At 42.8% G+C, this 12236-nt stretch carries 12 protein-coding genes and 1 tRNA gene; 1 reads left to right on the forward strand and 12 read right to left on the reverse strand.

All coding sequences use genetic code 11. The features are described from left to right. Positions 1-299 precede the first annotated feature (299 nt). The 6 genes from B4J50_RS02205 to B4J50_RS02230 all read right to left on the reverse strand — a co-directional run bounded on the left by B4J50_RS02205 (position 300) and on the right by B4J50_RS02230 (position 6078). Complete coding sequence (locus B4J50_RS02205) at positions 300-1403, reverse strand: pyridoxal phosphate-dependent aminotransferase (RefSeq protein ID WP_024822015.1); 1104 nt, start codon at positions 1401-1403, stop codon at positions 300-302. After that, positions 1390-2601 (reverse strand): hypothetical protein, encoded by a 1212-nt coding sequence (locus tag B4J50_RS02210; RefSeq protein ID WP_024822014.1) that lies wholly within the window; start codon positions 2599-2601, stop codon positions 1390-1392. The genes B4J50_RS02205 and B4J50_RS02210 overlap by 14 nt, the downstream gene beginning before the upstream one ends. Before the next feature lie 616 nt (positions 2602-3217). Next, positions 3218-3310: transfer RNA gene (locus B4J50_RS02215), tRNA-Ser, on the reverse strand. Between the two features lie 232 nt (positions 3311-3542). Next, the gene (tadA, locus tag B4J50_RS02220; protein ID WP_286934927.1) at positions 3543-3989 is read right to left on the reverse strand and encodes a tRNA adenosine(34) deaminase TadA; all 447 of its coding nucleotides are present in this window, start codon (positions 3987-3989) and stop codon (positions 3543-3545) included. Next, entirely contained in the window at positions 3982-5565 is a 1584-nt protein-coding gene (locus B4J50_RS02225) for a nitrilase-related carbon-nitrogen hydrolase (RefSeq protein WP_286846817.1), read from the reverse strand. Before B4J50_RS02225 ends, tadA begins: the two co-directional genes overlap by 8 nt. Positions 5566-5580: 15 nt before the next feature. Further along, positions 5581-6078, reverse strand: coding sequence for a YhcH/YjgK/YiaL family protein (locus B4J50_RS02230; protein WP_024822010.1), 498 nt, complete (start codon positions 6076-6078; stop codon positions 5581-5583). 165 nt (positions 6079-6243) lie between these two features. On the opposite strand from B4J50_RS02230, the gene B4J50_RS02235 reads away from it, so the two are divergent. Beyond that, positions 6244-6744 carry a hypothetical protein gene (locus B4J50_RS02235; RefSeq protein WP_286846820.1) on the forward strand — a complete coding sequence of 167 codons (501 nt, stop codon included), beginning with the start codon at positions 6244-6246 and terminating at the stop codon, positions 6742-6744. A 146-nt stretch (positions 6745-6890) separates the two neighbouring features. Here B4J50_RS02235 and B4J50_RS02240 read toward each other — a convergent pair whose 3' ends face one another. The 6 genes from B4J50_RS02240 to B4J50_RS02265 form a co-directional block, all read right to left on the reverse strand. Further along, positions 6891-7850: an ArsA family ATPase gene (locus B4J50_RS02240; RefSeq protein ID WP_286846821.1), complete on the reverse strand. Its 960-nt coding sequence runs from the start codon at positions 7848-7850 to the stop codon at positions 6891-6893. 14 nt (positions 7851-7864) lie between these two features. Then, a complete protein-coding gene (locus B4J50_RS02245; RefSeq protein WP_024822007.1) occupies positions 7865-8173 on the reverse strand; it encodes a hypothetical protein in 309 nt (102 codons plus the stop codon). A gap of 26 nt (positions 8174-8199) precedes the next feature. Beyond that, entirely contained in the window at positions 8200-8391 is a 192-nt protein-coding gene (locus tag B4J50_RS02250; protein ID WP_024822006.1) for a 2-hydroxymuconate tautomerase, read from the reverse strand. 54 nt (positions 8392-8445) lie between these two features. Next, on the reverse strand, positions 8446-9918 hold the full coding sequence (locus B4J50_RS02255; protein WP_349677298.1) for an NAD(P)/FAD-dependent oxidoreductase: 1473 nt from the start codon (positions 9916-9918) through the stop codon (positions 8446-8448). A 129-nt stretch (positions 9919-10047) separates the two neighbouring features. Further along, positions 10048-11478: an aminopeptidase gene (locus B4J50_RS02260; RefSeq protein WP_024822004.1), complete on the reverse strand. Its 1431-nt coding sequence runs from the start codon at positions 11476-11478 to the stop codon at positions 10048-10050. Between the two features lie 22 nt (positions 11479-11500). After that, complete coding sequence (locus tag B4J50_RS02265) at positions 11501-12028, reverse strand: ribonuclease H-like YkuK family protein (protein ID WP_024822003.1); 528 nt, start codon at positions 12026-12028, stop codon at positions 11501-11503. Between the last annotated feature and the right edge of the window lie 208 nt (positions 12029-12236).

Here is a 12236-nt window from a genome sequence, read left to right on the forward strand (position 1 = left end):
CTGGAACGCTTTACCTGCTTTGGATATTCAGATATAAAAAAGCCGAAACCCTATACAAGGTCTCGGCCGCTCTACTTATAGAGTTATTACGCTACCACTTGAGGGTAGGACCGACGTGTAGAAGAAATACAATTAGCATCAACATTTTACATATGGTCCCTCCTCTTTGTGTAGATTTGTATTTACATTGTATTGGTTCGCGATGTTATCAAAGCTTCGAGTTTTTGTAAAGGACAAAACAGAAAGAAACTTCTATCAAATTAAAGATAGTTGAACAGAACATTGTTATATTAGTGACATTAGTGATTCCCTCTATCAAGACATTCAAAGAAGTCTGAGGCCTTTGACGGCGTTGCTATTCGTACATAGTTTTTCCCCAAATTGGGATAATCTTCCCCTGATCGTACACCAATTCCTTTCATAGCGAGAGAGGAAGCCAGATGTATGCAGGGGGAATTCAGAGACACGAGCAATATGGGGCAATGATTATACGTGTTTGCCACAGAATATCCTCTCTCTTTAAGTCCTGCAATCAGCTTCACCTTCTCCTCTCCTACCAACTTTCGGACTTGCTCCAAGACAGCTCCACCTCGCAAGGCTTCCCTCGCTAAAAGGGTGCTTACAGAAGAGACAGGGAAAGGGAGGTTCACTTTATCGTAGTATTTCCAGAGGTCCTCACTAAAAACTCCATAACCGACACGAGTTCCTGCAAAATGGAAGCCTTTTGTAAGGGTTCTGGTTACAATGAGATTTTTATATTTTGATATAAGTTGCATGGCTGAAGCATCTTTAGGAGCATAATCTCCATAGGCTTCGTCGACTACCACCACAACCCCAAGGTCACGAGCTCGAGCTACAAGTGCTTCTATTTGATCAAGAGGAATAAGCTGCCCCGTCGGATTATTAGGGTTATCTATGTAAAGTAAGGTCTGTTCCTTTTTTAGTGCATCAAGTAAAGAGTTCACGTGGAAAAGGAAGTTCTCTTCTCGTTTCATCGGAACAGCTTCAAAACGAGCCCCAGACACTCGAACCTCTGTAATATATTCAACGAACTGCGGCGTATACCCTAAAACAGTCGCGCTTTCATCAAGAAAGATTTTATTGATTCTTTCCAGAACTTGCATTGATCCGCAACCAATTTTTACCTGCTCTTCTTTGATATCTGCATACTCTTTCCAGTAGCGACAAATTTCTTCTGACAAAGCTTTATACGAAGTATCCCCCGTTTCCCACATGTTTGTTATCCAATCGTAGCCACGGATAAACGCTTCAACTTCAGGAGCGTGTGGCAACGTCGATTCAAGACCATTGCAATTCAATTTTATAGAATGCACTCCGTCTTCATGAATGTAGCTTCCACGTTCAAAATCTCTTAAATGATGCCGAACTTTAGGGCTCCACATGAACCTTCACCTCCTCTAGGTTTTGGGAAATAGATACAGGTGCTATTTCTTTTCCTCTCAAACGCATAAGACCAACTGTCACCAGAGGCAAAACCATAACAAAAAGAAAGTACCAGGCCATAAAGGAATATCCACGCGCAATAAGTGCCACGAGCCCAACCTTAGCACTGATAAAACATACAACTAATACGAAAAAACCCACAAGGCCTCTCGTTCGAGGAGACATTTCCCGACCTTTCTCCTGATAGACCGAATTGATACGCTCGTTGAGGCCATGTACGAAGCCTGTAATTGTTTCTATGCTCGTTCCGAAAAGCATTAATACATAGGCAGAAAGAAGAACGCCTCCACCAAGATCATTTTTGAGGATGCTGAAGACAGGAACCGGATCCTGTAAAATTGAAGGATAGGCAGGAACCATAGCTAGATACTCAATACTGGCAGGAATCATCATTACGATGGACGAAACAATGCCATTTATAACAGCATCGCGCCTCGTTTTAATTGTATCTTTCAACGCATAAAGGACAAGCAAAAAAGACACCATGTTATAAAGTGTATATTTTATGCCTCCCATAACCCAATTGGTGTTTTCTGTAATGTCGTGATTTCGAAGCATATTTCCAAAGACCCCGTCCATTCCAAAATGACGAATTGCAACAGCGAGAAAAATAAACATTACTGCATAGAGATAGAAAGACCAATATGAAAGAATAGTGGAAATCGCTTTTCCACCAGCGAAAAGAAGCGCAGAAGTCCCCACAAGAAGAATCGTTACCCCTACCCAATAAGAAACGCCAAACCACTGTTGAAGAATAGTGCCTGCAGCAGAAGACAAAATACCACCTACAAGCACCACAAGGAAAATATAACCAACTTCAAAAACAAGCCAACTAGAACCTGGAAGCAAGCTTTGGAAAAAGCTGCGATAGTTATAAAGATGAAATTGACGAGCGTAATCAAAAGTCAGGATACCTATAAGGGCAAAGCAGAATGTGGAAACTGCCATACCATATAATCCCTGTAACAGTCCATGCATCATAAAAAACTCGACGAGTTCTCGTCCCGTAGCATAACCTCCGCCAATAAGCACAGATTGACATAAAAAACCAATCATGAGCCATCGGCTAAACCATTTAACCTGCGTGATATCAAGAAGTTGCGAAAGGATAGTTCCCTTCTGGGCATCCTCTTTCATCTTTCTCACCATCCTTTTCAGTAATAACTTATTAAAAAAGCTACATTCTGTCCCGGGAGCCGTCTCAGGTACGGTCATCTTATATTATTAAAGTGCTAATAAGAGCTATATACCCGTCACCTCTTTCTCGCTCTAAAGGTATAAAAAAAGGCGGAGCCCCTCCCGTGTAAGGAAAGGGGCCCCGCCCTAAAAGATCAACGCAACTAGGCGTCGATCCCAGGAGAGGGACCCACGCTAAAATAAAAATAAAAGAAACCGTCTCTATTCGTTGCCTGCTGAACAATCAGCTGGCTCTTTAGTATTTCATGAATTTTCTCTCTGTTCTTCATGGTATGGAAGATTACCATTTTTCCATATATCCGTCAAGATCTGCCATGTATATTTTATTACGTTCCGGAAAGTAACAGTAATAAGCCTTGCTTATCTTGTCAAAACCTACTATATGTATTTTATTACCAGGCAAGAAAGATATTTCCCATCCTCTATAGACTTGATCATAAAAAACAAACTCTCTAATGAAAAAGCGGCTCTTGCCATGGAATACACCCCGAAAGTTGGACGAGGAATCCAACATCTAGAGGTGCTGAACACCATAACAAGAGCCGCTTCGTTTTTCTGGCGGAGAGGGTGGGATTTGAACCCACGAGACGGGTATGAGCCGCCTAATCGATTTCGAGTCGACCGCCTTCGACCACTCGGCCACCCCTCCGAATAAGCAAACGTGAGCATTATAGCCATTTTAACTATAGATGTCTAGATTCCGACACCTGTAAGGAAACCGTAAAGAATTATATCATAGCGCTTTTTGAGATTTTAAACGTATTAAGGAACCTTAATATTGTGCAGATACACTCCCTTGGCTATTTGGGATACAGGAACTGTGCAAATATCCGCTCTGTGAGCGCTCTCGAGATAAAATCTATCGTCTCTCAGGCGCAGCGCTAAGATCGGCGTTTCTCAAAAAAATCCCAGAGAAGTCGAGCGCTTTCTTGGGCAAGAAGCCCTTTTCTTATTTCACAACGATGGTTGAGCCGCTGGTCCTGTACAATGTTATAAAGAGTTCCACACGCACCTGTTCGAGGATCCGAAGCTCCATAAACCAAACGATCAATTCGGGCTAACACCATGGCGCCAGCACACATAGGGCAAGGTTCAAGAGTAACATAGAGTGTACACCCTTTCAGGTTCCAAGCACCTAGATGAGAAGCTGCCTGACGAATAGCTACAATTTCGGCGTGAGCCGTAGGGTCTGTATCTTTTACATTTCCACCATGCCCTATAATCTTCCCTGCTTTAACGACAATGGCCCCTACCGGAACTTCTCCCCTCGCCATAGCCTCTTTAGCTTCATCCAAGGCTTTCTTCATAAAAAATAAATCTTCATCCATCAATCTCTCTATCCTGCCTTTCTTTAAGTGCATTCAATGCGTTTTTATAGAAATTCGGCTGGCGTCCTGTCACAACATTCGTTCCAGGTATAACTGTTTTGTTATAGGCCTCCACAGGCACAATATATGAAGAAATACACTGATCTTTCCCGGGCAGAGCGGCGGCGAGTATAGCCCCTGAAGGAGAAATAATAAGGGAGCTATCTTCATCCGCCACAATATTCCGCATGAGGAAAACCTTATTTTCAGCTCCGCGACATTGAGCCACGTTTCGAGAAATTCTTTTTGGGAAGGAATCAGACCAAAGAAAAACTTGGGCTCCTTCCAGCATAAGACAACGGGCTTTTTCGGGAAGAGACATTTCGTCATCTACTATGAATCCCAAGCGACCAGCTTCTGTTTGAAAAACCATGGGATCATGATCATCCTGATACAAGGCAGGCCCGTAAAAATTATCTTTCGAGAAACCGACCATGGCTTTCCTCTCTTCTCCATTTAAGCGAGTTTTACCTGAAAGACATACAACTGTACCGGAGGAAAGAAGAGGCTGCAAATAATGTACGAGACGATCCAAAATCTCTGCCTCTCCGCTATCTGGTAAAAGGATAAGAGATGAATCCTGATCCTGAAGAATGCGAATCATTCGAGACGCTGAGGCAAAATAATGCTCTTCGTCGTACCAGGAGAACTGTGCTACCGAACAAAGCAGACCTGTAAAAGCCGTGAGCTCTTTTGTAAAAGAAAGAATAGGTAGCGACTCCAAGGAGCTTCCAAGTCTGGAGAAAAAGCAGTGTTCCGGGTACAGACGGTGAGGAGGTAGGGTTATAGACGTATCTATAGCTGCTGTTATTACTTCCTCTTGATTAGGAGATGCTTCCGCTACAATGTGGCCATAAGGGTTAATGATACAGCTCCGCCCCGTGTTCAGAACGGTGTATGCTTCCAGACCAATTTTATCGCATACAATAATCCACACACCATTTTCATAGGCCCTGACAGGGAGCATGTATTCAATCTGGGGGTTATTTAATACGGTCGGATCTGAACCTGAAGTTACGAGATTCGTCATATCTATAATGACCTCCGCCCCTTTAAGGGACAGTATCCTGGCTATTTCAGGGGCACGGCCATCAGCACAAATCATGAGCCCTATCTTTCCTAGAGGCGTTTCAATTACAGGGAATTCTTCTCCTGGAGCCACATATTTAGAGTCGAAATGCCACAAATTAGACTTATATACTCTTCCTGCTATCTGGCCTTGTGGGTTCCATAAAACTCCAGCATTACGAAGCGATCTCCCCTGGAAAAGGTAAAGCCCCATGGCGACATAAACACCGTATAACGCTGCTTTCTCACCTATATGCTCCATAAGTTGGGGGGTTCTTTCATGAGCCAATTCTGCCGCTTCAGGATTTTCCCCCAGATAGTAGGCTGGCCAGGTGCATTCGGGAAAAACTATGAGATCTATATCATCCTTTTCGCATACTGTATCAATAGAGTCTAAAATTTCTTGCTCTGTTTGCAGGTACTGACTCACATTCCTTGCCTCCATTTGTACACAGGCGACACGGAACATAGCCCTTCCCCCTTTCTACAGTTGCACTTTTATAACTATCTTTCGTATATAGCTAGGTTCTCTACAAGAAACACATCCTTTATGGACGTCCTGAGGATAGAAAATAACGAAACGTCCTGGATAATTCTGGAAGTAGAGCCCTTCATGTCCATCATAGAGGGCAAAATCTCTGATTTCGTCGTAGGGAAGGACAAGATGCATGCTCTCGAGAGGGGCATATCCAAGCCACTCTTGACCAGAAAGAAGGCATTGAATATCAATATATTTACAGTGAGCTTCCCAAACCTGGGCCTCCTTCGGCTTTGTAGTAGCTGACTGGAGTATAGCAAAAACAGATGATCCTTCTATTTCATATTTCCCATCCTCCATTGCGGATGGATCAAAGGTTTTAAGAAACTCAAAAGCTCGCCGTATCCTCTCCCCCATGCAATAGTATGTGCTTGCATTCCCCAAAGTATCGAATATCAATTTCACCACTTTCCCTTCGTTGTTATATTTAATGATACAATCCAAACCATGATAGCGTACTCTAACGCGTAGGTGGCTCCCTTTGCTGGGCTGTGTAGACCGCACCTCTGCTGTGGAATTTCGTACTCTGGCGTAGAGGTGGCTTGCTTTGCCCTTATATTGGAAATGATACAATACTCTATGTAAAAAAGCAGGAAAGGAGCGTTATCTGTGCTTTCCAAAATACTAAATATATTTGGGATTCACCCTAAAAAGCTGGTACCCTTGTCTGCTGCTGATATTGTGCAACGTTCTCGAGAGGCCAATCACGTTTTAGAATGGAGCCGAGGGAAAAAACTCACTATATTTAATCCGCCTTTTTGGGGCATCCACCATATTTTCATCGATCACAAACTTCAACATGGAATGATCTGCGTCAAACAGGATCACTCGGCTTTCGTTTTTTACGGAAACGCTTATGGCCCCTACAGATGGGAAAAATATGACGATGATCTCAATGTAATTGACAGGGGTTTTATAGAGACCCAAGAACTCACGTGGCTCATTTACCAAGACTACATCATTTACAATGGCCCCATGCTTCCCGCTACAAACAAGCCCTATCATTGGGGACGAGTTATTCACGTAGACTCCTTCAGCGAGGAAATTGACAAGACATGGGCTCTCCATATTATTCCCTACATTAAAGAAACAGCCAACGACTGTCAGTAATGATTGTATTTATACATTGTTGCACTTAGCACTTAGCACTTACACAATATGAGGCTCATTGTCAGCTCTAAAGAGTTATACTCATTGAAACCGCTGCTTTATGAACTGCCGAGCGGTGCGTCGTTTCATGGCAAGCAGCAAAAGATTTATTTTAGCTCGTCGAGTTTTAAAATAAGAGGCGCTATTTGTTCCAATTGCTCTATTCCCTGTATATCCGAGTCAAGTAACGGTATATATGTTACTCCGAGGCCCCCAAATAATTCGTTAATCTGGCGGAGGTACTCTTCTTGTTTTTTTCTGCGCTTTTCAAAAAAAGAACCTGCTTCTTGAGGTATTATTTTATTTACAACAACACCTCCGATTGTAATGTTGTGCTTCTTTAGTATTTCTATGGCCCTTTTCGTTTCGATAATAGGTAGCTTTTCTGCGTTTAATACGAAATAAAAGGCTGTATGCTCACGATCTGTCAGGATTTTTCGGGCAAGAGCAAATTTGTCTCGCCTTAGTTGGAGCGTTTCTATGATAGGATCTTCTTTTATTTTTTCCTGAAGGTCTTTATCGTATCGTGCAGCAGCTTTCATAAGCTCCATTGCTTGAGCTCGCTTTTGGATGAGATGTTCAATCCATATTCCAAGAATTTCCGGGAGAGTAAGAAGTCGAAGGGTGTGCCCCGTAGGGGCTGTATCAAAAACAATAACATCGTAGGGGTTTCCTATGGTCTCCATAAGTTCGATGAACTTATCGAAAATTGCCGCTTCTTCCGCACCTGGCGACATATAGGCTATCTCTATTTGACGTTTAATTTCATCTACAATAGCAGCACTTACTATATTCAACATCTTGTCTTGAATAGCTTTCATATACTTTTTAGCTTCTTCTTCAGCATCAATCTCTATGCCCCAAAGGTTTTTACCTATAGGAACGACTTCCAAACCAATAGGCCTGTTAAAAGCATCTGCAAGGGAGTGGGCAGGATCAGTGGAGACTACTAATGTTTTAATGCCTCGCTGAGATAATGCCAAAGCATAGGCTGCAGCACATGTTGTTTTGCCCGTTCCACCTTTCCCTCCAAAAAAGGAGAACTGTCGCTTCACCACATCTGTCATAAAAAGAAGCCCCCTTAATCAAAATCGTATTGAGCCGCTTTCTCCGCGACAATAAATTTTCGGTTTTGCATTCTTCGTTCCCAAGGGATTAGATCTTCAGCGAAATAGGGGAGAACTTCTAACATGTAGTATGAAATCGGGTTGGGAATTCCCAAAAAATCTCCAAAAAGCAAGAGCATGAGGTTGTCGTTAACATCGAAAGCCTCTTTTCGAACCACTGCCATTCTTTTATTTACAAAAGTTCCATGTGTAAAAGCTTTTGACCAAAAAAGAACTTTCGAAAGAAAATTTTCTCCTTTCCTTTCGTCTTCTTCGCTAAACATTGTAGACACCTCTGCTTGATTAAAGATTACTTATCTCTATCTGAGGCCAATACTCCTGCTACAGCAAAGTCAGATTTCTTCATGTCTGTTATTATGATACGAACCTTTTCGGCCGGTACATCGAGACATGAACATATAGTCTGGGTCATTTCATGCACAAGTCGTCGTTTTTGCTCTACTGTTCTTCCCTCAAGAATATGCACGTTCACTATTGGCATGTGAATCCCCCTCACTTTATTTAAAAGTCAAACTATTATGTATTATACTCTTTTTTAATGAGTCATTGCTTCCTGCGCTGCAAAGAGAAGCATAAGATACGGATCTTCAACAGTATTATGGTAGGGAGAATGGACAAAATAATGAGAGAATAACTCAAAAACAGTTTCCCTTCGCGTAATAATATCGATAAAACGTTCCGTTAAGAAGAGAGGAGATTCTCCATCAATGACAACTTGGAATCCTATAATCTGCCCCTTTTTCAGTCCTTTTTCGTCAGTTGCAGAGACAATAATTTTCCAGAGCCCCTCCTTCCCGTTCGGCATAGCTTTTTCACGGGTATAATAGGGCAATGTAAGGGAAAAGGCCTGGATATCTGATGCATTTGCCAATTCCTCCGTCCACCCTACGCTCCCCCAATGAAGGTCGAAGATGGCGCTCAGACCCCAAACTGTTGCAGGCGGCAAAGACATGGTTTGCCCCATAATATTGAAAGATGCAACAAGTCCCTGACGCATAGCAAGAGTGCCTATAAGAGGCAAAATAGGGCGTCCCGTAACAGCATCCCTGATTTGAGCAGCGTCGCCAACAACATATATATCAGGATGGGATGACTGCATTTTTTCATTGACCACTATACCTCGCTCAACAGAGAGTCCAGCACTTTGAGCTAGTGTAACGTTGGGACGAACGCCTGTTGCGAAAACAACGCCATCAGTCTCTATCTCCCTACCATCAGAGAGGATTACCCTGTCTGGTTTGACTTCTGTCAGCTGAATATTTTTATAAACAGAGACTCCCCATTCAGAAAGACGGTCGTTGACCTTTTCTGCCATATCTTGATCCATGGCTGCAATAAGATGAGGCAAAGCCTCAACTAAAGTGACAGTGAGCCCTCTATCGTGAAGGGCTTCCACAACTTCTAGCCCTATAGCCCCACTGCCTACTACAACGGCTCGCCCACTCTTTTCTGCAAAAGCATCAAGTGCACGGGCATCGTCTGCCCCACGCATAACAAAAATATTTTCAGCTAATTTCTCTTTAGAAACATATTCGCGTCCAACCATAACTTCCGTCAGGTCTTGTTTATACCCTTCCTTATCTGATAAAAGACCCTTTACAGGAGGAATCCAGGGAACCGCACCAGGCGCGAGTAATACTTTTTCAAAATAAATTTCAAAGGGACCTTCTGTGCTCATTCCCCTTGCAATATGATTCTCTGCATCTAGCTCAGTTATAACGCCACGAATAGCATCCTCAACGATCTCAGGAGGCAAGCGATCCGAGTTCGCCAAGTCAACAACTTCTTCTTCGGGACCACCTGGAATAAGTTTTCTCCCAACGCTATAAGGAAGCGAGCAAATGACAGTAGGATCCTCGTTCATCACAATGGAAAGGCTCTTTTCACCCATGCGTCGAAGTGCTATATACGAAAACCTTCCTCCCGGGCCCCCTCCGATAATGAGTACTCTTTTCTTTAATGTCAGCATAACTCCACCTCCGCAATGATTGTATATTAATTTTAACATACCTATCTGGGGTATATCAAGGGGTTACAAAAAAGCCCGGCTTTTCACCGGGCTCAAAAAACTTATTTTATATTGAAGAAAGGCTCTGTACGAAACAAGTTGTCTTATATGGCCAAAGATATTCCGACGTTACCTTGATTGAAGAAAGGCTCTGTACCCTTTCCATGCCATATATAAGTCAACTTTGCTAATAAGCTCCCATGGAGCGTGCATAGAAAGTACCGGCACGCCGCAATCGATAACGTCAGCCCCGCGATTTGCCAAAATATAGGCGATGGTTCCGCCGCCGCCTTCATCTACCTTTCCAAGTTCACCAGTTTGCCACACAACATTGTTCTCGTCGAAAAGGGAACGAATATGAGCCATAAATTCCGCGCTGGCGTCGTTAGATCCATATTTTCCCCGACTTCCTGTATATTTCTGCACAACTACGCCATTCCCCATCAAAGAAGCGTTTCGTTTATCAAAAGGCTCGGGATATGTAGGGTCGAAAGCTCCGTCCACGTCAGCAGAAAGAACCTTACTATTACTAAAAGCACGGCGGAGCAAGAGTTCTGAATAATGCTCGTTCTCCAGAGCCAGAAGTTCTGCCACAACATTCTCATAAAAAACAGATTCCATGCCGGTGCTTCCCATACTCCCAATTTCTTCCTTATCGACAAAAAGAGCAGACGCAGTGTAAAGGGGGGATTCTACATCAAACAATGCCCGTAAAGCAGAGAAAGAACAAGATCGATCGTCGTGCCCATATCCCAATATAAGTCCACGATCAAGCCCTGCGTCACGAGCTCTTCCTGCAGGTACTATTTCAACTTCAGCAGAGGTAAAATCGGCCTCATCAATGCCAAAAACTTTCCCCAGTATTTGCAATACGCCAAGTTTTACTTTCTCTTTGATATCCCCGTCTTCCACAGGGATATGGCCTAAAATAACATTCAGATTTTCACCTGTAATGCCCTCATTCATATTTTTCTCGGCCTGAGCCTTACCAAGGTGAGGCAGTATATCGCTAATAACAAAAAGAGGATCGTCCTCTTTCTCCCCTATATTGACAGAGACAACTGTTCCGTCTTTTTTAACAAAGACACCATGAATAGCAAGAGGCAATGTCGCCCATTGATATTTCTTAATACCACCGTAGTAATGAGTTTTCAGAAGAGCTAATCCGCCCTCTTCATAAAGAGGCTGTGGTTTTAAATCCAGGCGGGGAGAATCTATATGACTGCCGACTATGCGGAGTCCTTCTGACAGGGATTTACTGCCTAAAACAAAAAGCGCCACGGCCTTTCCTCGGTTTACCGCCATTACTTTCATACCTGGCTCAAGCTTTTTTCCTGCTTCTATTACGTTGTTCAGATCTACAAAACCGGCTATTCGAGCCGTCGCCACTATTTGTTCTACACACTCCCGTTCTATCTTCCCCTTATCCAAAAATTGCTTATACTCCTCTGCCAAAGAAAAGACATGGGATTTTTCTGCATCTTTTAATACCGACCAAGCACTAGAAAAAGAATGGAAACCTTTTTCTTTATATTTTTCATCCAAACTAAGATTGTTCACTCCTGCGCCTCCCGCTGTTTAATCAACTCGCTGTTACTTCAAAAACATTGTTTTTCTGAACAAGAGGAACTTTAGTAAGGCGATCTGCCACAGTACTGGCGCCGCACGCTTCTGGTTTGGTTCTACAAATAAAGCCGCACCCTTTGACCATACCTGTTACAGCGCTTACTAAATCTCTCGTAGCGCCATTTTCTCCCACATCAACATGAATTTCAATACTCCCCATATGTTGAAAGAAACTATAATCCTTCACTTTAAGCTCATCAAGAAAACGGGTCGCTAAATCAAGACTCAAAAACACTTCAGTAAACATACGTTCCCGAAGCGAGTATTTCTTCACCTCTCCTCGAGATTCATAAAAACAAATTGCACCGTAACCAACTCGATGCACAATAATAGTGGAGACAAAAACTGTTCTCCTCTCGCGATGCACCTGAGAATCTGTCCCGATAATGAAACGGTATGTTTTACTCTTATCACCTGATACGAAATCCATAACCTTATTTATAGCTTGGCATAAACTAAGGCGACCCCACGTTGGGCTCCTCAAAATATCCCTCCTCCCCCTTAAAAATGATCTCTTTTAGTAAAAAATACATTTTTTTAATTACTAAAAAACAACAGTAGAGTAGCATTTATTTCACTTTTTCACAAGTTATGCTTCTTTCTGGACATAGTAATGACGGCCACCTATTTCCCCATATAAGTAAGGATGATTTCCCAGTTAATAATAAGCCTCAATGCTCATATACAATAAT

It is taken from the genome of Aminobacterium sp. UBA4908 (assembly GCF_002398115.1).
GTDB lineage: Bacteria > Synergistota > Synergistia > Synergistales > Aminobacteriaceae > Aminobacterium > Aminobacterium mobile.

Bases quoted from the DNA above. Each gene is read 5' to 3' on its own strand.
- B4J50_RS02205 (WP_024822015.1), bottom strand. From the start codon at position 1,403: ATGTGGAGCCCTAAAGTTCGGCATCATTTAAGAGATTTTGAACGTGGA.
- B4J50_RS02210 (WP_024822014.1), bottom strand. From the start codon at position 2,601: ATGAAAGAGGATGCCCAGAAGGGAACTATCCTTTCGCAACTTCTTGAT.
- tadA (WP_286934927.1), bottom strand. From the start codon at position 3,989: ATGGATGAAGATTTATTTTTTATGAAGAAAGCCTTGGATGAAGCTAAA.
- B4J50_RS02225 (WP_286846817.1), bottom strand. From the start codon at position 5,565: ATGTTCCGTGTCGCCTGTGTACAAATGGAGGCAAGGAATGTGAGTCAG.
- B4J50_RS02240 (WP_286846821.1), bottom strand. From the start codon at position 7,850: ATGACAGATGTGGTGAAGCGACAGTTCTCCTTTTTTGGAGGGAAAGGT.
- B4J50_RS02245 (WP_024822007.1), bottom strand. From the start codon at position 8,173: ATGTTTAGCGAAGAAGACGAAAGGAAAGGAGAAAATTTTCTTTCGAAA.
- B4J50_RS02250 (WP_024822006.1), bottom strand. From the start codon at position 8,391: ATGCCAATAGTGAACGTGCATATTCTTGAGGGAAGAACAGTAGAGCAA.
- B4J50_RS02255 (WP_349677298.1), bottom strand. From the start codon at position 9,918: ATGTTAAAATTAATATACAATCATTGCGGAGGTGGAGTTATGCTGACA.